At 61.7% G+C, this 24,229-nt stretch carries 23 protein-coding genes; 12 read left to right on the plus strand and 11 right to left on the minus strand.

Annotated features, from left to right (window positions below; all coding sequences use genetic code 11):
• Positions 1 to 107: 107 nt before the first annotated feature.
• On the plus strand, positions 108 to 638 hold the full coding sequence (locus QM600_RS12835) for a DUF222 domain-containing protein (RefSeq protein ID WP_283261836.1): 531 nt from the start codon (positions 108 to 110) through the stop codon (positions 636 to 638).
• Positions 593 to 1,135, plus strand: coding sequence for an HNH endonuclease signature motif containing protein (locus tag QM600_RS12840; RefSeq protein ID WP_283261837.1), 543 nt, complete (start codon positions 593 to 595; stop codon positions 1,133 to 1,135). Before QM600_RS12835 ends, QM600_RS12840 begins: the two co-directional genes overlap by 46 nt.
• A 91-nt stretch (positions 1,136 to 1,226) precedes the next feature.
• On the opposite strand, the gene QM600_RS12845 is transcribed toward QM600_RS12840, so the two are convergent.
• The 4 genes from QM600_RS12845 to QM600_RS12860 all read right to left on the minus strand — a co-directional run bounded on the left by QM600_RS12845 (position 1,227) and on the right by QM600_RS12860 (position 3,540).
• The gene (locus QM600_RS12845) at positions 1,227 to 1,559 is read right to left on the minus strand and encodes a cupin domain-containing protein (RefSeq protein WP_283261838.1); all 333 of its coding nucleotides are present in this window, start codon (positions 1,557 to 1,559) and stop codon (positions 1,227 to 1,229) included.
• A 1-nt stretch (position 1,560) separates the two neighbouring features.
• On the minus strand, positions 1,561 to 2,052 hold the full coding sequence (locus QM600_RS12850; RefSeq protein ID WP_283261839.1) for a GNAT family N-acetyltransferase: 492 nt from the start codon (positions 2,050 to 2,052) through the stop codon (positions 1,561 to 1,563).
• Between the two features lie 85 nt (positions 2,053 to 2,137).
• Positions 2,138 to 2,908: a site-2 protease family protein gene (locus tag QM600_RS12855; RefSeq protein WP_283261840.1), complete on the minus strand. Its 771-nt coding sequence runs from the start codon at positions 2,906 to 2,908 to the stop codon at positions 2,138 to 2,140.
• The gene (locus QM600_RS12860) at positions 2,905 to 3,540 is read right to left on the minus strand and encodes a hypothetical protein (RefSeq protein ID WP_283261841.1); all 636 of its coding nucleotides are present in this window, start codon (positions 3,538 to 3,540) and stop codon (positions 2,905 to 2,907) included. Before QM600_RS12860 ends, QM600_RS12855 begins: the two co-directional genes overlap by 4 nt.
• A gap of 425 nt (positions 3,541 to 3,965) precedes the next feature.
• Between QM600_RS12860 and QM600_RS12865 the strand changes: the two genes are divergently transcribed.
• Positions 3,966 to 5,255, plus strand: coding sequence for an adenylosuccinate synthase (locus tag QM600_RS12865; protein ID WP_283261842.1), 1,290 nt, complete (start codon positions 3,966 to 3,968; stop codon positions 5,253 to 5,255).
• A 52-nt stretch (positions 5,256 to 5,307) separates the two neighbouring features.
• Here the strand turns inward: QM600_RS12865 and QM600_RS12870 are convergent, their stop codons facing one another.
• Entirely contained in the window at positions 5,308 to 5,793 is a 486-nt protein-coding gene (locus QM600_RS12870) for a 5' nucleotidase, NT5C type (RefSeq protein WP_283261843.1), read from the minus strand.
• A gap of 324 nt (positions 5,794 to 6,117) precedes the next feature.
• Between QM600_RS12870 and yczR the strand changes: the two genes are divergently transcribed.
• Positions 6,118 to 7,593, plus strand: a complete 1,476-nt coding sequence (gene yczR / locus QM600_RS12875) for a MocR-like transcription factor YczR (protein ID WP_283261844.1) — start codon at positions 6,118 to 6,120, stop codon at positions 7,591 to 7,593.
• Positions 7,594 to 7,655: 62 nt separating this feature from the next.
• On the plus strand, positions 7,656 to 8,744 hold the full coding sequence (locus QM600_RS12880) for a methyltransferase domain-containing protein (RefSeq protein WP_283261845.1): 1,089 nt from the start codon (positions 7,656 to 7,658) through the stop codon (positions 8,742 to 8,744).
• Positions 8,745 to 8,800: 56 nt separating this feature from the next.
• On the opposite strand, the gene QM600_RS12885 is transcribed toward QM600_RS12880, so the two are convergent.
• From QM600_RS12885 to QM600_RS12895, 3 genes are all read right to left on the minus strand, one after another.
• A complete protein-coding gene (locus QM600_RS12885; RefSeq protein ID WP_094271569.1) occupies positions 8,801 to 9,901 on the minus strand; it encodes a CaiB/BaiF CoA transferase family protein in 1,101 nt (366 codons plus the stop codon).
• A 124-nt stretch (positions 9,902 to 10,025) separates the two neighbouring features.
• The gene (locus QM600_RS12890; RefSeq protein WP_283261846.1) at positions 10,026 to 12,125 is read right to left on the minus strand and encodes an ABC transporter ATP-binding protein; all 2,100 of its coding nucleotides are present in this window, start codon (positions 12,123 to 12,125) and stop codon (positions 10,026 to 10,028) included.
• Positions 12,122 to 13,855 carry an ABC transporter ATP-binding protein gene (locus QM600_RS12895; RefSeq protein ID WP_283261847.1) on the minus strand — a complete coding sequence of 578 codons (1,734 nt, stop codon included), beginning with the start codon at positions 13,853 to 13,855 and terminating at the stop codon, positions 12,122 to 12,124. The genes QM600_RS12890 and QM600_RS12895 overlap by 4 nt, the downstream gene beginning before the upstream one ends.
• Positions 13,856 to 14,365: 510 nt before the next feature.
• Here QM600_RS12895 and QM600_RS12900 point away from each other — a divergent pair.
• From QM600_RS12900 to QM600_RS12915, 4 genes are all read left to right on the plus strand, one after another.
• On the plus strand, positions 14,366 to 14,515 hold the full coding sequence (locus tag QM600_RS12900) for a hypothetical protein (RefSeq protein ID WP_283261848.1): 150 nt from the start codon (positions 14,366 to 14,368) through the stop codon (positions 14,513 to 14,515).
• Between the two features lie 247 nt (positions 14,516 to 14,762).
• The gene (locus QM600_RS12905) at positions 14,763 to 16,175 is read left to right on the plus strand and encodes a GGDEF domain-containing protein (RefSeq protein ID WP_283261849.1); all 1,413 of its coding nucleotides are present in this window, start codon (positions 14,763 to 14,765) and stop codon (positions 16,173 to 16,175) included.
• An 85-nt stretch (positions 16,176 to 16,260) separates the two neighbouring features.
• Positions 16,261 to 17,511, plus strand: coding sequence for a formate-dependent phosphoribosylglycinamide formyltransferase (purT, locus tag QM600_RS12910; protein WP_283261850.1), 1,251 nt, complete (start codon positions 16,261 to 16,263; stop codon positions 17,509 to 17,511).
• Positions 17,508 to 17,990, plus strand: coding sequence for a DUF456 domain-containing protein (locus QM600_RS12915; protein ID WP_283261851.1), 483 nt, complete (start codon positions 17,508 to 17,510; stop codon positions 17,988 to 17,990). The genes purT and QM600_RS12915 overlap by 4 nt, the downstream gene beginning before the upstream one ends.
• Here QM600_RS12915 and QM600_RS12920 read toward each other — a convergent pair.
• A complete protein-coding gene (locus QM600_RS12920; RefSeq protein WP_283261852.1) occupies positions 17,894 to 18,748 on the minus strand; it encodes an amidohydrolase family protein in 855 nt (284 codons plus the stop codon). The two genes, QM600_RS12915 and QM600_RS12920, sit on opposite strands and share 97 nt — an antisense overlap.
• Before the next feature lie 190 nt (positions 18,749 to 18,938).
• Positions 18,939 to 20,333: an FAD-dependent oxidoreductase gene (locus QM600_RS12925; RefSeq protein ID WP_283261853.1), complete on the minus strand. Its 1,395-nt coding sequence runs from the start codon at positions 20,331 to 20,333 to the stop codon at positions 18,939 to 18,941.
• A gap of 229 nt (positions 20,334 to 20,562) precedes the next feature.
• Here QM600_RS12925 and QM600_RS12930 point away from each other — a divergent pair, with 229 nt between their 5' ends.
• From QM600_RS12930 to QM600_RS12940, 3 genes are all read left to right on the plus strand, one after another.
• Positions 20,563 to 20,988, plus strand: coding sequence for an Rv0361 family membrane protein (locus QM600_RS12930; protein ID WP_283261854.1), 426 nt, complete (start codon positions 20,563 to 20,565; stop codon positions 20,986 to 20,988).
• A gap of 63 nt (positions 20,989 to 21,051) precedes the next feature.
• Entirely contained in the window at positions 21,052 to 21,471 is a 420-nt protein-coding gene (locus QM600_RS12935) for a rhodanese-like domain-containing protein (protein ID WP_283261855.1), read from the plus strand.
• On the plus strand, positions 21,468 to 22,691 hold the full coding sequence (locus QM600_RS12940; RefSeq protein ID WP_283261856.1) for an O-succinylhomoserine sulfhydrylase: 1,224 nt from the start codon (positions 21,468 to 21,470) through the stop codon (positions 22,689 to 22,691). Before QM600_RS12935 ends, QM600_RS12940 begins: the two co-directional genes overlap by 4 nt.
• Positions 22,692 to 22,757: 66 nt before the next feature.
• Here the strand turns inward: QM600_RS12940 and QM600_RS12945 are convergent.
• Positions 22,758 to 24,229 (minus strand): alkaline phosphatase D family protein (locus tag QM600_RS12945; protein WP_283261857.1); only part of this gene is annotated, 1,472 nt, incomplete at its 5' end.

Raw genomic sequence — 24,229 nt, forward strand, 5'->3', positions numbered from 1 at the left:
TCGAGAAGTCTAATGTGCTGTCTGTCAATGACTCTCGAGCAAATATTCGCGAAATCCTGTCCGAAATGTCTCTAGGAATCGAAATCTTGTTCGATGATAATTGGAGCATGGGGAATCGGGAAGCGTGGCAGCTGGACGGCGAGGGACTCAAAACAGAGGTCCTCGACCTGGCCCGCGCCCGCCACGACCTGCAATCGCGCATGGTCCATCTCGTTGTCGAAATGTTCACCCGTGACGCACTCCCCGACACCGGATTCCGCGCTATCGCTCAGTGGGTGCATCGGTCCACCAACCTCGAGATCGGCGAATGCAGTCACCTGGTCAGCCTCGCACTGTTGTTCATGCTCGAACCCGTAGTCGCACAATCCTTTTACGACGGTGACATCGACGCCCTCAAGGCCCATCAGGTAGCACAGTTCCGCCAGCACCCACCCAAGAACATCCAGATCGCGGACGTCGAAAAGGCGCGGGAAATCCTGCTGGCCCTCGCCTCGAAAAAGGTTTCCGACTGCGACGGAAGTCCGAGCAGCACTCCGGCACTCCGGCACTTCGACGCGCCGACGGCTTCTGCGAACTCCTGCGACGCTACGAGATGGCCGGCCTCGGGCCCATCGAAGGTGGCGTCAAACCGCACCTGACGATCACGGCCACCGCGAAAGATCTGACGGACCTGCAGGCTCTCAAAGACCTGTTGCCGTCCACTGAAGAACTCGGGTACGCGATCACCAACTGGGCCGGTCCCATCAGTCTCGATACCGCCCGGATGCTGGCGTGCGATTGCACGGTTGCGCGAATCCTGCTCGACCAGAACGGCATTTCCGCGGGACTCGACGAACGAACCGCAACAGTCCCGCAGCGGCGAGCCCTGGCCGTCGGAGATGGCGGATGCGGCTTCCCCGGGTGCGGGGCCCCGCCCGGATGGTGCGATGTCCACCAGATTTCCCATTGGATAGACAGTGAACCAACGGATTTCGACAATCTCATACTTTTGTGCGGTCACCATCATCGACTGCTCCACCACACCGAGTGGAGTGTCGAGATCGGGGATGATCGGAAAACCCGGTTCTATCCACCGATGTCGGTGGATCCGTATCAGGTTCCGATACCGGGGAACAGTCCACCGACAGCAGCCTGAACAAACGAATACGCAACGTGTGCACCGGGGTAGAACGATGCCCCGGTGTGCACGCGGCGTTATCAGCTCAGCTGTTTACCGGTTTACCCCTTCAGCGCAGGACCACCAGCGTGACAACGGAGTCTTGCTTCGCAAATAGTCGATGTGTCACTCCACCTTCTACGTGCACAGCTGTCCCGGGAACCAGCGAGACAGTGTGGTCGGCGACGGTGAACTCGACTTCGCCGACGGCCCCGTGAACGAGAATCGGGAACGGAGACCGGTGGTCCTTCATCTCTTGGCCCGCAGTGAAGCTGATGCGGATGACGGTGGATCCGGTGGCAGCGGTGAGCTTTTCGATCCTCGGGGTTTCACCGTCTTGGAAATTGGCGGAATCCAGTCCGTCGATGACGGTCAGACCGGGAACCTTGTCCTTGGGATTCACGCTAGCTCAGCGACTTCTTGAATCCGATGTGGGACGCGACAAATCCGATGCGCTCGTAGAACTCGTGTGCCTCGGTCCGAGTCTGATCCGAGGTTAGTTGCGCGAGAAAGGCCCCGCGTCGTGCACCTTCCTCGCATGCCCATCGAAGCATTGCGCTGCCGATGCCTTTGCTCCGAAAGTCCTCGTGCACTCGGACCGCTTCGATTTGCATCCGTGTTGCGCCCATCCGGCTTAGTCCCGGGATGAAAGTGAGTTGCATCGTGCCGATCACGTCGTCGTCGGTAGTGGTGACAACCACGAGTAGCTGTGCCTCGTCGGCGTCGATTTTCGCGAAAGCGTTGTCGTAGATCGTTCGGGCGTCAGGGTTGGTGGTCTCCCGAGTGGAACCGATCGGGTCGTCGGCGAGGAGGTCGACCAGAATGCCGACGTCGCGAAGCTCTGCCCTTCGGATGCTGTAAACCGAGTTGCCGCAGTCAATCGACGCAGAAATCATCAGTGGTACTCCTGGAAAGAGTTAAATAGCCGAAATGTCAGGTTCTCACGTCTGGGCTCGGCATTCACCGGAAGGGGCGAAATGGCTACGTCCAGAAACGCATGAGGGCATTGCCGTACATCGCGTAGGTCTCGGGCACGCCGCTGAGTTGGAAGATCCAATAGATCGCGTCGAAGAAGACGACGTTGATCTGAGGGACAAAGAGCAGTGCCACCAGGAGGAGTAATCCGTAGGGCTTGAACTGGTCGAGTTGCGCACGCGTCGTAGGTTTCAGGTACGGCTCGAGTGCGCCGTACCCGTCCAGGCCGGGGACTGGAAGCAAATTGAGTACGGTCGCCATCACCTGCAGGAATGCCAGGAAACTCAGCCCGGTCCAGAAGGTTTCGTGGTCGGTCCCGACGCCATACATACGTATGGCAGTCAGGAGGATGACCGCGACCAGCGCGTTTGTCAGTGGACCGGCGAGAGAGATTCGGGCTTGAACTTTGGGGGAGAACATTCCCGTGCGCAGGTACACCGCGCCGCCGGGTAAACCGATGCCACCCAGTGCGATGAACAGAACCGGCAGCCCGATCGAGAGCAGCGGATGGCTGTACTTCAAAGGATTGAGTGTCAGGTACCCGCGGGCAGCGACATCCGTATCGCCGTGACGCCACGCCAAGTAGGCGTGCGCGAACTCGTGCAGACAGAGAGTGACTACCCAACCCGCGACGACGAGAACGAAGACACCGACACGGCCCGAGACGGAACCCCACTCGGATCGCCACGCCAGCGCGCCGCCGAGAACAGCGATGGCCACAACCCCGATGAAGACCGGGCTTGGCCGCACCGCCGACCTGGCTGCGCTGGTTCTCATCGGACCAGCAGCCAAGTCTGGTCGTGGCGATAGAACGTCGAGCGCTTGAGGTCTCGAGGATTCGGGACACCGTCCCGCACCAGGCGAGCTGCCGGCGCTCCCAATTGGATCGCTCGGCCTTCCAGCCAGCGACGGCCACCCCAGCGGCTACGGCGATCGACCGAAGCCTTGATGCCAGGCAGCTTGGGGCTGGGAACGATACGGATGCCCGGCACGGTTCCGGAGAACAATTTGTTGTCGTCGACGTACGCCTCGCCGACCAATTCCTCGGTACCCCCGTTGCCGCGGTCGCCCGCTGGGCGAATCGGGCCGGTGACGGTGGCAGCGCCGACGAGTGCGATTCCAGCGTCGTCGCGGATCAGCGGCACCACGTGGACGGCGCCCTTGAGCGCAGCACGGGCAGCTTTTGCGCCGGTGGACAGTCGGTATGCCTCGGTCGCATCCGATCGGTTCTCGGTGACGTAGGCGAGTTCGATGTCCAACCGCTCGAGGCGCATCAATCGCGTCAGTGTCGCAGCAAACGCCGCGTCCGTCCCGACGACGATCAGGCGGGGATCGGAGACAACCTGCAGCTGCGACATGAGGTCGGTGAAGTCGTCCTTCTCCGGAATATCCGGGAGCGTGAACGACATGACTTCACCCAGCGGGAGAGGCACCGGTGAATCGCCACATCTGAGTACCACGGGGGTCAACGCCGCTCCTAGTTCGAACAAGATTTCTCGGAAAGTGGGAACCCGCCACCTACCCAGCGATACGGCCTGGGAACAGTGGTCGGAATCGCCGCCCACGATCCTAGTGCGGGAGCCTGCGGACGCAGTTAATCGAGCTAGTGCGGGAGCCCGCGGACGCAGCTAATCGAGCTAGTGCGGGAGCCTGCGGACGCAGTTAATCGAGATACTGACCAGCATAGTTCTGTACCGAAAGGTCTGGTCTCGTGCTCTGGGCTAGACTTCTCCATCGGTCACTGCAACAACTCGGCTGCACACAATGTGCGCGGAATCCTGCAGTACCAATGCGGCGGGACAACTGCTGCACGTCGACCGTAGGAGACAACGTCATGCCGGCAATCGTCCTGATCGGCGCCCAATGGGGCGACGAAGGTAAGGGCAAAGCTACAGATCTACTGGGCGAGCAGCTTCAGTGGGTCGTGCGATACCAGGGCGGCAACAATGCCGGACACACCGTGGTTCTGCCAAACGGTGAAAAATTCGCACTGCACCTCATCCCGTCCGGAATCCTTACCCCGGCAGTCACCAACGTCATCGGCAACGGTGTCGTGGTTGATCCGGGAGTGTTGCTGACTGAACTGGCAGGTTTGGAAGCGCGCGGAGTGGACACCACCCGGTTGCTGCTCTCTGCCGATGCGCACCTGATCATGCCGTACCACGTAGCCATCGACAAGGTCACCGAGCGTTTCCTCGGTGCCAAGAAGATTGGCACCACGGGTCGCGGTATCGGCCCGTGCTACCAGGACAAGATCGCACGTGTCGGCGTCCGCGCGGCTGATGTCCTGGACGAGAAGATCCTCACCCAGAAGGTCGAGGCTGCACTGGAATTCAAGAACCAGGTGCTGGTCAAGATCTACAACCGTAAGGCGCTGGATCCGCAGCAGGTTGTCGACGAGGTTCTGGAGCAGGCTGAAGGCTTCAAACACCGCATCGCCGACACCCGCCTGGAGCTCAACCGGGCACTCGATCGCGGCGAGACCGTTCTCCTCGAAGGCTCGCAGGGAACGCTTCTCGACGTCGACCACGGAACGTACCCGTACGTGACGTCGTCCAACCCCACTTCGGGTGGCGCAGCGGTTGGTTCGGGCATCGGACCCACCAAGATCACCACGGTGCTCGGCATCCTGAAGGCCTACACCACCCGTGTCGGCTCGGGCCCGTTCCCGACGGAACTGTTCGACGAGTTCGGCGTGTACCTGGCTGACAAGGGCGGCGAGATCGGTGTCACCACCGGTCGTGGCCGTCGTACCGGCTGGTTCGACGCCGTGATCGCCCGCTACGCAACGCGCGTCAACGGCATCACCGATTACTTCCTGACCAAGCTCGATGTGCTCAGCAGTCTCGAGACCATCCCGATCTGCGTTGCTTACGACGTCGACGGTGTGCGTCACGAGGAAATGCCGATGTCGCAGAGCGATATTCACCACGCCAAGCCGATCTACGAAGAGATGCCGGGTTGGTCCGAGGACATCACGGCGGCTCGTACGTTCGAGGAGCTTCCGCAGGCTGCACAGAACTACGTACTTCGACTCGAAGAACTGTCGGGTGCCTTCATGTCCTGCATCGGTGTCGGTCCGGGCCGTGACGAGACTATCGTCCGACGCGAGATCATTCGCTAGAGTTTGTGTTTCGAAATCCCCGTTCCTGCTGCAGGAGCGGGGATTTCGTGTTTCAGGCTCGCTTCGCCAAGTGATCGGTGACAGTCTTCCAATTGGGAAACTTGTTGGTGCCGAACTCGATCCATTCGCCTTCGAACTTGTCTGCTCCATTGGCACCGCGGTCGTCGACCAGGAAATCGCCGCGGTTGAGGTGTTTGTGGTGCGAGAGGATCAGCCGCTTGTATGCGACACTGCCCTCCTCCATCCCGAGGTGCTCCTGAACCCACAGGACCTTGTCGTGCCACGCCGTTGCGTTCTTCCAGGGTGCCGTCGACAGGATGTAGGTGTCGAACTGTTCGGCGAGCCGGTGGTACGCCTCGATGGCGCCGTCGACGGGATCCATCCGCGAGAAGATGTGCGGCGCTTCGTCGAGGTCGTCCTTGAACTTCTCGCGAACGTTGTCGGTGAGACGATCGATACCGGACTGGAAGTTGACGAGAGTGTTGTCGAGGTCGATATAGAGGATCTTCTTAGTAGTGGGCTTCACAGAATCGGGCATTGGAGCCTTTCGTCAAGCGGAAGGAGTCCAGTTTTATGGAACTGGACTGAGATCAGTGATTTTTTCCCCTTCTTCACAATCGCACAGGGCACCGACAGGTTTGTCAGCGCCGGCTTCCGGCCTGTTGTCAATGACTCTGCCAAGGGTCGCAGCCAGGCGAAACTGCTCCGCACGGATGAATGTTCCCTCGCCGTCGGCGGGTGCAAAAAGTACACGGCAGCCACGAAGAGTCCGAAGCTAACGAGGGTGGCGAAGGTAGTCATGCACTCATGATCGAGTCGACTGGTATTGAAATATATAGCCAAGTTGTCGATACTGGACCGCATGATGACTCGAGTTCTCGGTGCCCGCTCACTTGCCCGTGATCTTGGGTCGTGGCAGGAAGAGTCGGGTCGACGCCCCGCCTATCGTGCATTGGCCGACGGTATCCGCCTGCTCGTGCACGACGGCCGCATCCCGCTGGGAGTGGCGCTCCCGAGTGAGCGTGAACTGGCAACGGTGCTCGAACTCAGCCGGACCACGATCACGTCGTCGTACTCGGTTCTGCGGGACGAGGGTTATCTGATCAGCAAGCAAGGCTCGCGCAGTACTGTCGCATTGCCGGCCGGTGCGCGGCCCAACGGGTTGATGTTCCGCTCGCACCAACCTGGCCCCAGTGGTCCCGTCGTCGACCTCAGTTACGCCGCCATGGCGGCGCCGGCCGCGCAAGTAGAACTCGCATATGCGTCTGCGCTGGCGGCACTTCCGGAGTTTCTGCCCACGCACGGTATGGAGCCGATCGGTATCGGTGATCTGCGTGACGTTATCGCTCGGCGCTACACCGCCCGCGGATTGCCCACCACTCCCGAGCAGATCATGGTGACGTCCGGCGCGCAGCATGCCCTGCGACTGTTGCTGTCGGTGCTTACCTCGCCCGGTGAGCGAGTGCTGGTGGATCACCCGACGTATCCCAATGCGCTGGAAGCGATTCGGCGAAACGGTGCACGCCCGGTTCCGGTTCCGGTACGTCCCGAGTTTGCTGCGGTGGGAGCGTGGGATCTTGACGGAATTCGTAGTGCGGCAAGGCAAACCGCAGCCCGCATGGCCTATCTCATTCCTGATTTTCACAACCCGACGGGTCTCTGCATGGACGCCGCCGGACGCGTGGAACTCGCGAAGATCGCCCACGAAACCCGAATGACGCTTGTCGTCGACGAGACGATGGTTGATCTGTGGCTGGACGGTCCGCCGCCGGCGCCGGTGGCCGCCCACTGTCGCGGAACTGCGAAAACTGATGTGGTGACACTCGGATCTACCGCGAAATCACTGTGGGGCGGGCTGCGAGTGGGCTGGATTCGAGCGGATTCCGCACTGATCACGCAGTTGGTAGGAGCACGAGCGGCCGTCGACCTCGGTACGCCGATCATGGATCAGCTTGCCGCAGCGTACCTCCTGGCCGATGACAGACTGATACTCGAAGAGCGTCGCGAAGTACTTCGTCGGCAGCGAGCGGTGCTGCTCGACGCGGTAGCCGAGCGACTTCCGGACTGGACCCCCACCATCGGCTCGGGCGGAATGTCGGTGTGGATGCGCATGTCGGCCCCCGTGTCCACGGCGTTGGCGGCAGTGGCACCCAACTTCGGGGTATTGCTCGCGGCCGGCCCCAGATTTGGCGTCGAAGGTGCTTTCGAGCGGTTTATCCGGGTGCCGTATGCACGATCGTCGGAGGATCTTGTTCGCGGAGTTGCTTCCATCGCCGCTGCATACGCCACACTTGCCACCGATCGGGACGTTGCCGATCAGAGGATGGTCGTGGTCTGAGAGGAGTGGCTGCCAGAACTGGGTACTCAATCTGGAAGCGGGGACGAATCCAGGAGGTATCGATGGCAGCCGTCGACGAAAACAACGCGTCGGAGATTTTGGCAGATCGATTGTTTGCGGCCACGATCGGCGCGGCCGAACTCCAAGCGGTGTACCTCGGTGATCGACTCGGCTGGTATCGGGCACTCGCCGATCATGGTCCGCTCACGTCGACGGAATTAGCCGACCGGACCGCAACGGTCGAGCGGTATGCCCGCGAATGGTTGGAACATCAGGCTGTGTCGGGGTATCTCGATGTCAGTGCCGATTCCGACCGTCGATACAGCCTGTCTGCCGAGCATGCCGCTGTGCTGCTCGATTGTGACAGCCTGCTGTATCTGACGCCGTTGTCACGATTGTTCGTTGCGACGACGACGTCGATGCCGCGGTTGCTCGACGCGTATCGCCACGGCGGCGGGGTCACATGGGAATCGATGGGTGCGGACGCCAGAGAAGGCCAGGCGTTGATGAATCGGCCGATGTACCTACGGCAGTTGTGTCAGGAATTTCTGCCGACCATTGCGGATTTGCATGCGACGTTGACCGGCGGCGCCAAGGTCGCCGATCTCGGCATGGGCGAGGGCTGGTCGTCGGTGGCGCTTGCGCTCGGCTACCCGAACGTCGAGGTTCACGGGTTCGATGTGGACGCGGCCTCGGTGGCAGCGGCGCGGCGTCACGCCCGGGACAACGGCGTCGACGACCGCGTTCATTTCTCGTTGGTCGACGTAGCCGGCCAGGCGCACGAGCTGGGGCGCGCGGACACGGGCACCTACGACGCCGTTTTTGCTTTCGAGTGTGTGCACGACGTGCCGGATCCCGTGGGCTTCCTCTCGACCGCAAGGTCGATTGCGCAGCCGGGTGCGCCGGTGATCGTCGTCGACGAACGGACTGCAGATACTTTTGATCCGGAGGCCGGGAAGGTGGAGCAACTGCTCTACGGATTTTCGTTGACGTGCTGCCTGCCGGACAGTCTCGCGCATCCGGGGAGCGTCGGAACGGGAACGGTGATGCGGAGGTCGACGCTCGAAAGTTATGCCTTGGCAGCAGGTTTCGAGAGGGTCGATGTGCTGCCGATCGAGCACGAGTTCCTGCGGTTCTACCGGTTGGGCTAGCGCCCCTGCGCGCCTTTTCGGTAGTGGGCCCTACCAAAAAGGCGCACAGGCGGAGCCTACTTCCAAACCGTCTCGATATCCGTCGCCTCACGGGCCGGCGCGGACGGGACTGCAGCCGGAGTGCGAGAGAAGCGCGGGGCCGGAGCGTGCTGGGTGACGCCGTCGATTTCGATGAGCGAACCGCGGGCGGCGATGTGCTCGTTGGACGGTGCTTCGGCGAAGGTCAGGACCGGCGAGACGCACGCGTCGGTGCCGAGGAAGATCTTGGCCCACTCGTCGCGGGTCTTCGAGAGGAACTTCTCGGTGAAGAGCACCTTCAGCTCGTCCCACTTGCTCGAGTCCATCTGGTGGGGGAGCGTCGCGGGATCGATCTCGAGGCCCTCGAGCAGCAGTGCGTAGAACTGCGGTTCGATGGATCCGACGGCCATGTACTTGCCGTCGGAGGTCTCGTAGGTGTCGTAGAACGGTGCGCCCGTGTCGAGGAGGTTGACTCCACGCTCGTCGGACCAGACGCCACGGCCACGGAACGCCCACATCATGTGTGAGAGCGCGAGGGTGCCGTCGACCATGGCGGCGTCGACGACCTGCCCCTTGCCGGAGACGGAGCGTTCGACGAGGGCGGACAGGATGCCGAAGATCAGGAACATGGAACCGCCGCCGAAATCGCCGACCATGTTGAGCGGCGGAACGGGGCGTTCACCCTTGCGGCCGATGGCGTTGAGGACACCGGTGAGGGAGATGTAGTTGATGTCGTGACCGGCTGCGCTGGCCAGCGGGCCTTCCTGGCCCCAGCCCGTCATACGGCCGTAGACCAGACGAGGATTGCGCTCGAGGGCCACGTCGGGGCCCAGGCCCATGCGTTCCATGACGCCCGGACGGAAGCCCTCGATGACGACGTCGGCGCGCTCGATCAGGTCCAGGACCTTTGCGACGTCGGCCGGATCCTTGAGGTTGGCTTCGACGATGCGGCGTCCGCGCTTGATCTGATCAGTTGAGCCGGCATCCTGCGGGATCGGGGCGGCGCGCTGCACGATGACGATGTCGGCACCCATGTCGGCCAGAAGTGTCGCCGCGTGCGGACCTGGTCCCAGTCCGGCGAATTCGACGATCCGAATACCCGCGAGCGGGCCCTTTTTCTCCACGGTTTCTGCAGACACACGAACTCCATTTCCGACGGTGAAATTGCTTCTGGCCCGACGGTAACCTGTCGGGCCAGAAGTGTGTGCCCCGGGGCACTATGTCGGTATCAGGAGTCTGCGATCACACTCCTGGGGCGTTGAATTAGACCGCGGCGCCCTCGAATTGTGCGTTGTAGAGGCGGAAGTACGCACCGCCGTGGGCGATCAGTTGATCGTGTGTGCCCTGTTCGACGATTTGACCGGCTTCCATCACCACGATCAGATCTGCAGTACGGATGGTGGAGAGTCGGTGCGCGATGATGAAGCTGGTGCGCCCGGTCCGTAGAGCGGACATGGCTTGCTGCACAAGCTGTTCCGTGCGGGTGTCGACGGAGCTGGTTGCCTCGTCGAGGATCAGGAGTGAGGGCTCGGACAGGAACGCTCGGGCGATCGTGATGAGTTGCTTCTCGCCCGAACTGATGTTGGACGCTTCCTCGTCGAGCACGGTGTCGTAGCCGTCGGGCAGGGTGTGGATGAAACGGTCCACGAATGCTGCTCGGGCGGCTTCTTGGATGTCGTGTTCGCTGGCACCGATGCGACCGTAGGCGATGTTCTCGCGAATGGTGCCGCCGAACAGCCAGGTGTCCTGCAGGACCATGCCGACATGCTTGCGGAGGTCCGCGCGACGCATGTGCGAGATGTCGATGTCGTCGATGGTTATTCGACCGGAATCGACTTCGTAGAACCGCATGATGAGGTTGACGAGGGTTGTCTTGCCGGCGCCGGTGGGACCGACGATTGCGACGGTCTGACCGGATTCGGCAGTGAGGCTGACGTTCTCGATGAGCGGCTTGTCCTTGTCGTAGCGGAACGAGACGTTGTCGAAAACGACAGTGCCGACGCTGCGATGACGGCCGGCCTGCTCGGGCACGAGCGGAACGTCGATGTCGGGGGACTGTTCGGGCTCGTCGAGCAGTTCGAAGACGCGTTCCGCCGACGCCGCCCCGGACTGCAGGCTGGACGACATCGATGCGATCTGGGTGAGCGGCGAGCTGAACTGGCGTGAGTAGACGATGAACGCCTGGACGTCGCCAAGTGACATGTTGCCGCTGGCAACTTTGAGCGCGCCCACCACTGCGAGCAGCACGTACGTGATATTTCCGACGAAGTTCATCACCGGCATGATCAGGCTGGACAGGAACTGGGCGCCGAACGACGCGTCGAGCAGTTTCTTGTTCTGTACCGCGAACTCGCGCTCGGCCTCGGCCTGGTGTCCGTAGACACGGACCAGATCGCGGCCACTGTAGGTTTCCTCGATCTGTGCGTTGATCTTGCCGGTTTCTTCCCACTGCGCTTTGAAGAGAACCTGGGCGCGCTTTGCGACGCGGGCTACCAGCAGTACCGACACGGGCACGGCAATCAGCGCGATCAGCGAGAGCATCGGCGAAATGACGAACATCATCACGAGGACACCGATGACCGTCAACACGGATGTCAGCAGCGAGGTTAACGTCTGAGACAAGGTAGACGCCACGTTGTCGATGTCGTTGGTGACACGGCTGAGGACTTCGCCGCGTGGTGTTCTGTCGAAGTAGGGCAACGGAAGTCGGTGAATTTTCGCTTCGACTTCGGCACGCAACTTGTAGATCGTTCGCTGCACGATGATGTTGAGCAGGAACGCTTCGACCCAGGCCAGCAACGATGCCAGTACGTACACGCCGATGGCGAGCATGATGACCTTGCCGATGGCATCGAAGTCCAGTCCGACGCCCGGAACGACGTCGGACGAGTTGGCGACGAGATCCGCGAACGTCGAATTACCCGATGCACGAATGGCTTCCGCGGCCTGTTCGCGAGTGAGACCAGCAGGCAGGCTCTTGCCGATGAATCCGGCGAAGATGAGGTCGGTGACGTGGCCCAGGATCTTGGGAACCGCAACCGAGAGCGCGATACTGCTGATCGTCGCAACAAGTACGACGAATACGGCAAGCTTGTGCGGCTTCAGCAGTGCCAGAAGCCGTTTCATCGTGGCTTTGAACTGCTTGGGTTTGGTGGCCGGCGTGGCCGACGCCGGTGGTGGTTTGGGTTCGGCGTCGCCCGCAGGCTTGGGCACGGGGCCGTCGCCGGGTGGGGGATCGGCCGGCGCAGTGGGGTTGTCGGAGGCATCAGGTTCTGCCGGGATCTTCGCGAAGACGACGGTAGGGGTGTCGTCGAGATACTGGCGATTGGCCGCGCCGAAGGTGGGATCCTGCGGATTGGTCATGCGCTCAGCTCCGCGGGAATCTGGGACGCCACGATCTCTTGGTACGTGGGGCAGTTGGCCAGGAGGAAGTTGTGGTCACCGAGTCCGACGGGCGACCCGTCGTCGAGGACCATGATCTGGTCGGCGTCGATAATGGAAGAAATACGTTGCGCGACGACGATGACTGTTGTCGAGGTCGTGACTGCGCGTAGTGCGGCGCGGACGGCTACATCGGTGTGCATGTCGAGTGCCGAGAAGGAATCGTCGAACACGAGGATCCGCGGCTTGCGGACGACGGCGCGGGCGATGGCCAGTCGTTGACGCTGACCACCGGAGAGGTTCGTTCCGCCTTGGGAGATCGGTGAGTCCAGGCCCTGCGAAAGCTCACGGACGAAGCCGTCGGCTTGCGCGATGGTGAGTGCATCCCAGATATCCGCGTCGGTTGCGGCTGGGTTTCCGTACCTGATGTTGGTGGCGATGGTCCCGGCGAACAGATAGGCCTTCTGCGGCACGTAACCGAAGTTGGTGAACAGTTCGTCCTGATCCCAGCCGCGGACGTCCAGGCCGTCGATCAGGACAGCTCCGGCCGTGACGTCGACGAGGCGCGGGATGAGTGAAACGAGGGTGGACTTGCCGCTGCCGGTACTACCGACGATGGCTGTGACCGTTCCGGGTAGGCAACGCATCGACACACCGCTCAGGACGGGAGTTTCGGCACCTGGGTAACTGAACCCGGCTCCACCGAACTCGACGACGCCGTACGGGTTTGTCGGGCGTAGGGGCTGCGACGGCGCCGGCACCGACGGCTCGGTGTCGATCACTTCGGTGATGCGGTCGGCGCAGACAGCGGCGCGAGGAATGACGACGGCCAGCATCGTTGCCATCAGGACGGACATCAGGATCTGCATGACGTAGGCGAGGAATGCGCTGATCTGTCCGATCTGCATGTCGCCGGTGTCGACGAGGTGCGCACCGAACCACAGGACCGCGACGCTGGACATGTTGGCGATCAGCATGATCGTCGGCATGAGTACAGCTTGATACCGGCCGATGAGCATGGCCGTGTCGGTCAGTTCCTTGTTGGCTTTGTCGAAACGCATCGTTTCGTCGGGTTCGCGGACGAACGCGCGGATGACGCGCATACCTGTGAGCTGCTCACGAAGTGAGCGGTTAATGTTGTCGATCCGGGTCTGCATGGTGCGGAAGTGCGGGATCAGTCGGGCGATGACCACCGCGACGGTAATACCCAGAAGCGGCACCGAAATAGTCAAGAGCCATGACATTTGCAGGTTCTCCCGCAGGGCCATGACGATTCCGCCGATGCACATGAGCGGGGCACTGACGAGCATCGACGCAGTCAGCATCACGAGGGTTTGGATCTGCAGTACGTCGTTGGTGTTTCTGGTGATCAACGTGGGCGCTCCGAAACCGGAGAACTCGCGATCGGAGAAGCTGCCGACTGCCTTGTAGACCGCTGCTCGGACGTCGTGACCGAAGCCCATCGAGGACTTGGCAGCGAGGAACGTCGAAGCTACCGAGGCAAGGATCGTTGCCAAGGAGACCAGCAGCATGATTCCGCCGGTCGACATGATGAATCCGGTGTCGCCGCGAGCGACGCCGTCGTCGATGATTCGGGCATTCAAGGTAGGCAGAATGAGTGCCGCGATTGCGCCGAACAGTTGTAGTGCCAGCACTCCTGCGAGGAGCCAACGGTACGGAGGCAGGTATGCCTTGAGCAGTTTTGCTAGCACGGCGATCCCGATCGGGCTGCCACGCGTTCCGGATTGATCACATGCACACGGTATGACAGATGCGCATCCTTGCGGGCACCGACTCGTGCGATTGCTGAGGTTATTCCGAATTGAACGTGGAGTGGCGACGGCAGCTGAGGGGTTACGACCGTAATGTGACAAAATGTGTCTGAAAGTTGTCTGCTAGTCCCGTTTGCCCAGGAATTAGTGTGATCTATAACACATTGTTATTGTTCCGTTACTGAAAATAATCGACTTTACCTGCAGGTTTATTGAAAATGTTAAGCGCGGTAACGTTAATTAGCGGTCAGATAGCTCGACAATCGAGATGGGGCCGTCTATAAATGCAATCAGCGCAGTTTCGTGCGCTGCATCACAGCTCGGGATGTCACAGGGGATGACAGAATTTCTGCCCCTCTGTGCCATGGGTTCCCGGACTGCTTCGGTCACCGCCTGCGACCGAAGCAGCGCTGAACAACCACACCACCTCACATAACAGGAGAAACTCCTATGTTCGGATCGCTCAGCACACTCGGACCTCTGCTCGCTGCACTCGGTGTTTTCCTCAAGTCCGTCGACACCTCTTCGCTGGCCGACGGATCCAGCGAAACCGGTGGAGCCGGCTCGCTCGGTGGACTCCTCGGCGGATCCTCCGAATAAGCTTCGACCCACGTACTGAGCGCTCGGTACTGTGGTAGTTTGATCGCTTCGTATTGCCTCCTGTCCGTCTATTCGGATGGGGGGCAATACGTTTTTCCGCTTTGCCTGTTGTTCGGTCGAGCGGGTTGCGTACGATGGACCAGTGACTGTTAACTGTTGCGTAGCTAGGCTGGTCTATCGGGCAGTTCGAGGATCTCCTCCACTGTGCCTAGGTATTAAATCCGGGGTGAGGTGAACGATGACAAGAATGAGTCGCACAGTGCGGTTACTCATTGTCTTCGTTGTTGTCCTGGCCGCGGCCCTCGTCGGAATTCTCACCCGGGCACCCGGGCTTCTGGCAACCTTCTGGTGCGCAAACGCGTTGTTGCTGGGAATGATGATGCGGTGGCCTGTCTTGATCGAGTGGCCCACCTGGATAGCCGCGATGGTCGGCTATTTGAGTGCTGATTTGCTGACAGGCAGCACTCTGGCGATGGCAGTGCAACTGAACGGCGCAAATCTGGTCGGTGTCACATTCGGTGTGCTCTTGCTCCGCTGCACGAAGCGCATACCGTTTCGGCTTGTCGATTCGAATGCGTTGATGTGGATGGTCATTCTCGGCGCGGCGAGTGCCATCGCAACTGCTTCGACCGCAGGACTGCTGGATCGGGTGATTCGGGAGGAATCGTTCACCGACACATTCGTTCACTGGGGCAGTACGGAGTTCATGGCGTATCTCTTGGTGCTGCCGCTGATTCTGTCCGTGACTATTCCCTCCGGATTTGCGGACCTTTGCAGAAAACTGACATTGAGGACCATCGGAACGATGATGGTTCCGCTGCTCGCGACCGCAGCCTGCGTTCCGATCGCGCTCAGGATCGAGGGGCCGATCGCTCTCGTCCTCCCCATTCCGGCGCTGCTGTGGTGCGCCACCCGTATCTCGGTTCCGAGCACAGCCTTTGTCTCAGTGGTCTGGTCGGTGTGGACACTCATGATGGCCGGCACGGGACGTCTGGATGTCGGCGAACAGGACCCCACGAACTGGTCGGAGGATGTCATCACGTCGATCGCAGTCACGCTGATCGCGCTGGGGCCGATTGCAGTGGCGTGTGCCACACAGGAGCGTCGAGCAGCTGAGCGTGAGCTGTTCCGAGCCGTCGAATACGACAACCTCACGGGAGTTCTCTCGCGGGGAGCCTTCCTCAGACAAGCCGAGGAACAACTTCGGCATGAAACAGAAACGCAATCGCCCGTCGGCTTGCTGATGCTTGATCTCGACCACTTCAAGAACATCAACGACACCTACGGGCACATGGGCGGAGATTCCGTGCTCGCGGACTTCGCTGCCCGCGCGGCCGATCGGGTGTCGGACACCGATCTGGTCGGAAGGCTGGGCGGCGAGGAATTTGCTGTCCTGCTCATCGGTTCCAGCTTCGCCCGCGCCTCGGAAGTCGCGGAGGCGATCCGGTCAGCGCAGGTCGAGGAATCGACAGCCTCCGGCGTTGCCAGCACGGTCAGCATCGGACTTGCGTGGGTAGACCACCCGACACCGCGATTGGCTGCGTTGATGATCGCGGCCGACGAGGCAATGTACGACGCCAAGGAAAGTGGCCGAAACCTCGTCAAAGCGCGAGATGTCAGCGGTGTGGTGCCGAAGCGTCATATTGCCGGGCAGGCCTGAACCCGTCACCTTGCCCACTCGTGAGAGCAGTCCGCTGAACCTGACTAGCTCTGACCTGCATCGGGATTGGCATATAGTCGCACCCATGCAGCTTGATTCGACACCCTCGCTTGATGTGACACCGCACCCGTCCGTTTTGCCCCTCCATTTCGGCACGCCACTCACCGAGAATGCGATCCGAGTGATGATGCTGGGCTCGGGTGAACTGGGCAAGGAAGTCATCATCGCGTTGCAGCGGTTGGGCGTCGAAGTGATTGCGGTAGATCGGTACTCCAACGCTCCGGGGCACCAGGTTGCACATCGGGCCCACACCGTCGACATGAGCGACCCCGAGGCCTTGCTTGCCGTGATCGAACTGGAAAAGCCGCATTTTGTGGTTCCCGAGATCGAGGCCATCGCCACCGATGCGCTGGCCGTTGTCGAAGAACGTGGTGAGACCGTGGTGATCCCCACGGCCCGGGCAACACAGTTGACCATGAATCGTGAAGGCATCCGCCGCCTTGCTGCCGAAGAATTGAGGCTGCCCACGTCGCCGTACGCTTTCGCGGATTCACTCGAAGAAGTGCAGGCTGCGACGGAACGCATCGGATTCCCGTGCGTCATCAAGCCCGTCATGTCGTCCTCGGGTAAGGGGCAGTCGACTGTACGTTCTGCCGACGAGCTCGGTGCCGCGTGGGATTACGCGATGGCCGGCGGACGTGTTAATCACGGCCGCGTCATTGTCGAGGGTTTCGTTGATTTCGATTACGAGATAACACAATTGACGGTTCGGGCCGTATCCGTCGACGGCAGTGTGGCCACGTCGTTCTGCGAACCGATCGGGCACCTGCAGCAGGCCGGTGACTATATCGAGTCCTGGCAGCCCCAGCGTATGTCCGACGTTGCGCTCGCTGCGGCGCGTGCGGTTTCCGAAAAGGTCACCACCGCGCTGGGTGGCCGTGGAATCTTCGGTGTCGAATTGTTTGTCAAGGGCGACGACGTGTACTTCTCCGAAGTCAGCCCGCGTCCGCATGACACCGGATTGGTGACGCTGCGTACCCAACGACTCTCGGAGTTCGAACTTCATGCGCGTGCGATCCTGGGATTGCCGGTCGATACAACGCTCACCTCGCCGGGTGCGTCGGCAGTCATCTACGGCGGTGTGGAGGCGAAGGGCATCGGATTCGACGGTGTTGCAGAGGCTCTCGCGGTTCCCGAAACCGAACTCCGACTCTTCGGAAAGCCGGAAAGCTTCCTGCGTCGACGGATGGGTGTCGCCGTATCGACGGCCGTTGATGTCGAGACCGCCCGCGCCCGTGCCCGTGAGGCCGCGTCGAAGGTTCGCCCCGTCGGATGAGTTCAGCGGCCGAAGTTGTTGTAGGACTCGTTATTTTGGTCGGCTTGGTCGGTGTTGTCGTGCCGATCATTCCGGGAACCCTGCTGATCTTGGCGGCAATACTGGTGTGGGCCTTGATGACCGGTGGCGCTACCGCGTGGACGGTATTCGCACTGGCGGCTCTGGTCTTGGTGATCACGGGCGTCGTGAAATACACGTGGCCGGGTCAGCGGATGCGCGACGGGGGAGTTCCCAACCTGTCCGTGATGATCGGCGGTGTTGTCGGCATCGTCGGATTCTTCGTGGTCCCCGTCGTGGGGTTGTTCCTCGGATTTGTCCTGGGAACCTATGTCGCGGAATGGGTACGGCTACGCAATGTCAACATTGCGTGGGCGTCGACGCTTCACGCGGTGAAAGCCGTCGGGTTGTCCATGGTGGTGGAACTGTTCGGCGCGTTGGTTGCGGCCGGACTCTGGCTGGGCGCAGTCGTTTTGGTGTGAGCAGCGGTTCGAGATTCGCACCGATACCAGGCTCGGGCAGTGTCACCCATCACTGCCGGGAGGTCGTCGCCGACGGCCTCGGCGATCACGTCGAGGTCGTGGCTCTCGAAGGCGCGGCGGGCCCGGGTTCCGGGTAGATCCGTCCCGAACATCAAGGCTTGCGGATTGACCCGGTGGATTTGACGGAGCACGTCGCCGACATCGGAGATGGTGGTGCGGCCGAAGCCGGTGGCTTTGACCTTCACGCCGCGGTCGACCAGGTTGAGTAGATAGGGGAGCCCCCGCGTCGACATGCCTAGATGGTCGATGGCGACGGCGGGCAGTTTCGCGAAAACAGGTTCGAGAGAGAGCAGGAGGGTGGCGTCGACGTAGAACTCGGCGTGCCAGCCGACCAGATCGAAGGCTCGGTTGGCCAGATCCGAGAGTTCCCTCAGGTCGGTTGCTCCGCGCCGAAGGTTGAACCGGACTGCGCGAACGCCGATAGCGTCGAGCGCAACGATGTCCTCGTCGGTGGCGTCGTGTCCGAGTGCGGTGACGCCAACCCACCCCGGGCCGAGTTCGGCGAGCGCGGCCTTCAGGTACTCCTGATCGGTGCCCTGATAGGACGCGGTGACGACTGCTCCGCCGTCCACCCGGAGACCGTCGAGAGAAGCGACTTTGGACCGGTAGTCGGCGACTGTGAAGGGTTGGGGTAGGTACCCGTGATTCTCGACCAGCGGGAAGCGCGGATCGATGATGTGGACGTGGGCATCAAACACACCATCTATTTTGCACGCTGCCAATATGACCTTGCACAGAAGATCGGCCCGATGTGACGTGAGTCGCTCTGGAGCGAATCATCGTCATATCGGGCCGATCGGTCTGTTTGACCTGCTGTTATGCGGTGTCGGGGTCCGACTATCAGGCGGTGTCGGGGTCCGACTATTAGGCGGTGTCGGGGTCCGACTATCAGGCCCTGTCGGGCTCGGATGCCTTCAACATGTCGTGACGCTCGACGACCTTGATGCGCTCACGGCCTTCGGGCTCGCCGAGGCTGCGCTCGTGCGCATCGAGGCGGTACCAGCCCTGCCACGTCGTGTACGGAACCTGCTTGCCTTCGAGGAATTCGACGACGGCATTCTCATCGGGGTGTGCGGCGGGGGTGAACTTGGTCGAATCCTCGAGGAGGTTGGCGACGGTCTCGTTGGCGTCGCCCTTGGTGTGGCCGATGAGGCCGACGGGACCGCGCTTGATCCAACCGGTGACGTAGGTGGCCGGCATGAACCGGGCCTCGCCCTCAGCGGTTTCGTCGGCAACAACACGTCCGGCGTCGTTGGGGACGGTGCCGGCCTGGTCGTCGAACGGCAGTTGCGTGACGTTCTGCGAGAGGTAACCGACAGCGCGGTAGACGGCCGTAACGTCCCAGTCCTTGTAGGTGCCGGTGCCCTTGACGTTTCCGGTGCCGTCGAGCGCAGTGCGCTCGGTGCGGAGACCGACAACCTTGCCGTCTTCGCCGAGAACCTCGGTGGGAGATTCGAAGAAGTGCAGGAACAGCTTGTGCGGGCGGTTTCCGACGTCGCGAATTGCCCAGTCCTGCAAGGTGTTCGCAACCATATCGACCTGCTTGGAGTTACGGCGAGCCTGCTCGGAACCCTCGTCGTAATCGATGTCCTCGGGGTCGACGATGACCTCGATAGTGGGCGAATGATCGAGCTCACGCAGTTCGAGGGGCGTGAACTTGGCCTGGGCGGGGCCGCGTCGTCCGAAGACGTGGACCTCGACGGCCTTGTTGTTCTTGAGGCCCTCGTAGACGTTGGCGGGGATCTCGGTGGGGAGAAGTTCGTCGCCGGTCTTGGCGAGGACACGGGCGATATCGAGGGCGACGTTGCCGACACCGAGGACAGCGACCTTCTCGGCTTCGAGCGGCCATTCGCGCGGGACGTCGGGATGGCCGTCGTACCAGGAGACGAAGTCGGCGGCGCCGTAGCTGCCGTCGAGGTCGATGCCGGGGATGCCGAGTGCGCGGTCGGCATTGGCGCCGGTGGAGAAGATGACGGCGTCGTAGAACGTCTGGAGGTCGTCGAGGGTGATGTCGGTGCCGTAGTCGATGTTGCCGAGGAGGCGGACCTGCGGCTTGTCGAGGACCTTGTGCAGGGCGGTGATGATGCCTTTGATGCGCGGGTGGTCTGGTGCGACGCCGTAGCGGATGAGTCCGAAGGGCGCGGGCATGCGCTCGAAGAGGTCGATGCTGACGCCGCGGCCGGAGACTGCGGTGTCGGACTTCATGAGTGCGTCGGCTGCGTAGATGCCGGCGGGGCCGGCGCCGACGATCGCGACTCGGAGTGGGCGATTGGAGTCAGTCATCTGTAGACAGCTACCTTCTTCGAAGTTCGGACAACGTATCGACAATAAATCAATTTAGCCGAACCTAAGCGCGGTGTCGTGATTGCGGCTCGACCGGTTCACACTCCCACTCGAATCTGTGTGGGTAAACCTTTTCTTTCTTCCCATTGTTCCGCTGTGAGGGAACAGAAGGGTAGGGGTCCACTCCTTGGCAGCCCACAAGCTGTGATTGTGGGGGATTATTGGTTCCATGAGTGACCAGCCACGCGATTCCGACAACTCCGAAAACAAGACAGCCTCAGCCGGACCGTTTCTCCTGGCAGTGGCAATCGTTGCGCTGATCCTCGGAGGAATCTTCGTTGCGTCCGCGATGTCACCGGCCGAGGACAATGTCACCGAAACCGATCGGATCTCGCGCACCGTCGCGGACTACGTTGCCGCGCACAACAAGAACGACACCAAGACTCTGCAGGCTCTGACCTGCGCGAACTTCGACAAGCAGAGCGATGCGCTCGCAGCTGCGAACGGCGAGGTCGAGCTGGCCGGCGTCGATAATCCCGTAGTCACCGGTGACCGCGCCCAAGCTGATGTCAGGCTTTCTGGCGGCGGGCTGGGAAATAAGGTCGAGGCCTGGACGTTCACGCGCGACGGTGAAGGTTGGGACGTCTGCAGCTGATCGCCCACAGTGGTGCTCGGGGCGGTGCGGTGAAAATGGCGGTGCTGTGAAAACATGGACGACGTGAGTTACGCAGGCGATCTGACGCCGGAGCAAGCCTGGGCGCTGCTCCGCGAAAACCCCGACGCAGTGCTTGTCGACGTGCGGACCGACGCGGAGTGGAAGTACGTCGGTATCCCCGATGTCACGTCCCTCGGCAAGTCGGCCGTGATGATCGAATGGGTGAGCTACCCGAACGGCACACGCAACGACAATTTTGTCGACCAGTTGAAGGAATCCGGCATAGTTTCCGGTTCCGACAATCCCGTGATCTTCCTTTGCCGATCCGGACAACGGTCCATCGGCGCAGCAGAAATCGCGACTGCGGCGGGCATCGGTCCGTCGTACAACGTGCTCGACGGATTCGAAGGTGCCTTGGATGCCGACGGACACCGCGGAGTTGTAGGTTGGCGGGCCATCGGCTTGCCGTGGAGGCAGCAGTGAGCGGAATTCCTCAGGGCGGCGCATTTCAACGGGCGCTGCCGGACGATGTAGGGCTCGGCACGCTCGGTGTTCGCGGCGGATTGATGCGAACGGGCTTCGAGGAAACCTCCGAAGCATTGTTCCTCAACTCCGGATTCGTCTACGAGAGTGCAGAAGCCGCCGAACAAGCCTTCACCGGTGAGGTAGACCATTTTGTCTACTCCCGCTACGGCAATCCGACGGTCAAGATGTTCGAAGAGCGTCTGCGCCTCATCGAAGGTGCCGAAGCGTGCTTCGCGACGGCCAGTGGAATGTCCGCCGTATTCACGGCTTTGGGCGCGCTGCTGGGCAACGGCGACCGTTTGGTTGCCGCGCGCAGCCTCTTCGGTTCATGCTTCGTGGTGTGCAACGAAATCCTCCCGCGTTGGGGCGTCGAAGTCGTCTTTGTCGACGGTGAAGACAACGCGCAGTGGGAAGAGGCGCTGTCTGTGCCGACCACTGCGGTGTTCTTCGAAACGCCGTCCAACCCCATGCAGTCGTTGGTGGACGTACGACGCGTATCCGAACTTGCGCATGCAGCCGGCGCAAAGGTGGTGCTGGACAACGTCTTCGCGACGCCGCTTCTGCAGCGCAGCCTCGAATTGGGTGCCGACGTCGTTGTGTACTCCGGCACCAAGCACATCGACGGTCAGGGCCGCGTGCTCGGCGGCGCGATCCTCGGTACCGAGGAATACATCAGTGGTCCCGTCCGGGAATTGATGCGGCACACCGGACCTGCGCTCAGTCCGTTCAATGCGTGGACCTTGCTCAAGGGCCTCGAGACCATGCCGGTACGTCTGCGGCACTCTGTGGCTTCGGCTCTCGAGATTGCAGAAATGCTCGAAGCGCACCCCGGCGTCAAGTGGGTCAAGTACCCGTATTTGAAGTCGCATCCGCAGTACGAGCTTGCGCAGTCTCAAATGAGCGGCGGCGGAACGGTTGTCACCTTCGAGCTCAATGCTCCTGGTGGTGACGGCAAGAAGCGTGCGTTCGAGGTTCTCAACGGTTTGCGGGTCATTGACATCTCCAATAACCTGGGTGACTCGAAGTCTCTGATCACCCATCCTGCTACCACGACGCACCGGGCCATGGGTCCGGAAGGCCGTGCAGCAGTGGGCATTACAGACGGTGTTGTGCGCTTATCCGTGGGCCTCGAAGACACGGTGGATCTGCTTGCAGATCTGAAGCGAGCTCTAGGCTAGAGATTTCGACGTCTTACGACTCCGCCCGCCCGAGAAGTTTTCTCGGGCGGGCGGAGTTTTTACGGATCACACTGCTTCGATCACCGACTGTCCACTCGGCGTCCGCACGGTCTTCGACGTCGTCACGCCCGCATTCGGGTTCAGCTTGTCCACAGACCGGAACTGCATGCGCGCCTCATTCTGATCGCACGTGAGGACTCCGTAGCCGTGGCTGACCATGTCGACATGCTTGACGTGGGGGTTCTTGGCCCGACGGCTGGCCTCTTCGGCGTGCGCCGCAGCGGTGTTGTCTCCGCTGCCGGTTGCGCCGCCGTCCCCGGTGTTGGCGGAAGTGACTGAAGGAACGACGAACTCGACTCCTGCGCGCTGGGTACCAGGCGTGTTTCCCTGTTCACCGCTGAGCGTGCCCGGCGCGAATCCGGTGTTCCACAACTCGCCCGCCCACCCGTCGTGGTCGTCGCCGGTGACCAGGACCAGGTTCTCGACGGACTCTGCCGCAGCGGACAGGATCTCGGTCCGCTCGGCGCCGTACCCGTCCCACGTGTCGTAGTAGCCGCGGGCACCGTCGTCCTCGGTCACCATGCCCATCATCATGCTGGCGTTCGCAATGACCTTCCACTGTGCGTCGGACTGGGCCAGGCCGCCCAGCAGCCAACTCTTCTGCGTCGCGCCCAGCATGGTCCGGCCGGGAGCGTCGGCGTCCGGGCAGACGGTGTGGTCCACATCGCCGCACGGTTGCACGTCGCGGTACTGCCGACTGTCCGGCGCGAACAGTTCCACCGTCTTGCCTGCCCGCAGCGAGCGGTAGGTCCGGAGCGGGTCGTCGGAGAAGCGCGGCACCGGCATGTGCTCGAACCACGACTGCCACGCCCACTGCTTCTTCTGCTGGAACCCGATCGCGCTGTCGATCGGCGCGATCACCGGGAAGGTCCAGCCGTCCTGGCTGTAGTTGTTTCGGAACTCGTGGTCATCCCAGATCGGGATGAAGGCGTGCTGGCTGTGCATCAGCCGTAGGTCGGCGTCCGTGCGGTACTTGCGGTACTTCTCCCGCATACCCTCGAGGTTCTGCGGGAACGGGTTCATGTCAAGGCCCCGAACCCCCGGCTTGGTGAACTCGTACACGTAGTCGCCGAGGCACACGACGAAGTCGAGGTCCTCCTCAGCGAGGTGCCGGTGCGCCGCGTAGTAGCCTTCTTCGAAGCCCTGGCAGGTGAACCAGCCGATGCGGACCGGTTCGTTGGAATCGGCAGGCCGCAGCGTCCGGAAGCGACCGACCGGCGATTCGTTTCCGTCGCCTCGGAACTGGTAGTAGTAGGTTTCGCCTGGGGCCAGCCCGCTGGCATCGAAATGCACTGTGCCGTCAGCGTCTTCGCGAACCTGCACCCGCTCGGCGAGCACTGGGCTGGACAGGTCCTCGCGCGTCGACACGATCAATGCCAGCTCGCCGCCGACTGTGCTGCTGCCGGCACTGCCCAAGCTGCCGGTGCTGCTGCCGGCACTGCCCAAGCTGCCGGTGCTGCTGCCGGCACTGCCCAAGC

Origin of the sequence: Rhodococcus sp. IEGM 1379, assembly GCF_030056815.1 — a bacterium.
Taxonomy (GTDB): Bacteria; Actinomycetota; Actinomycetes; order Mycobacteriales; family Mycobacteriaceae; genus Rhodococcus_F.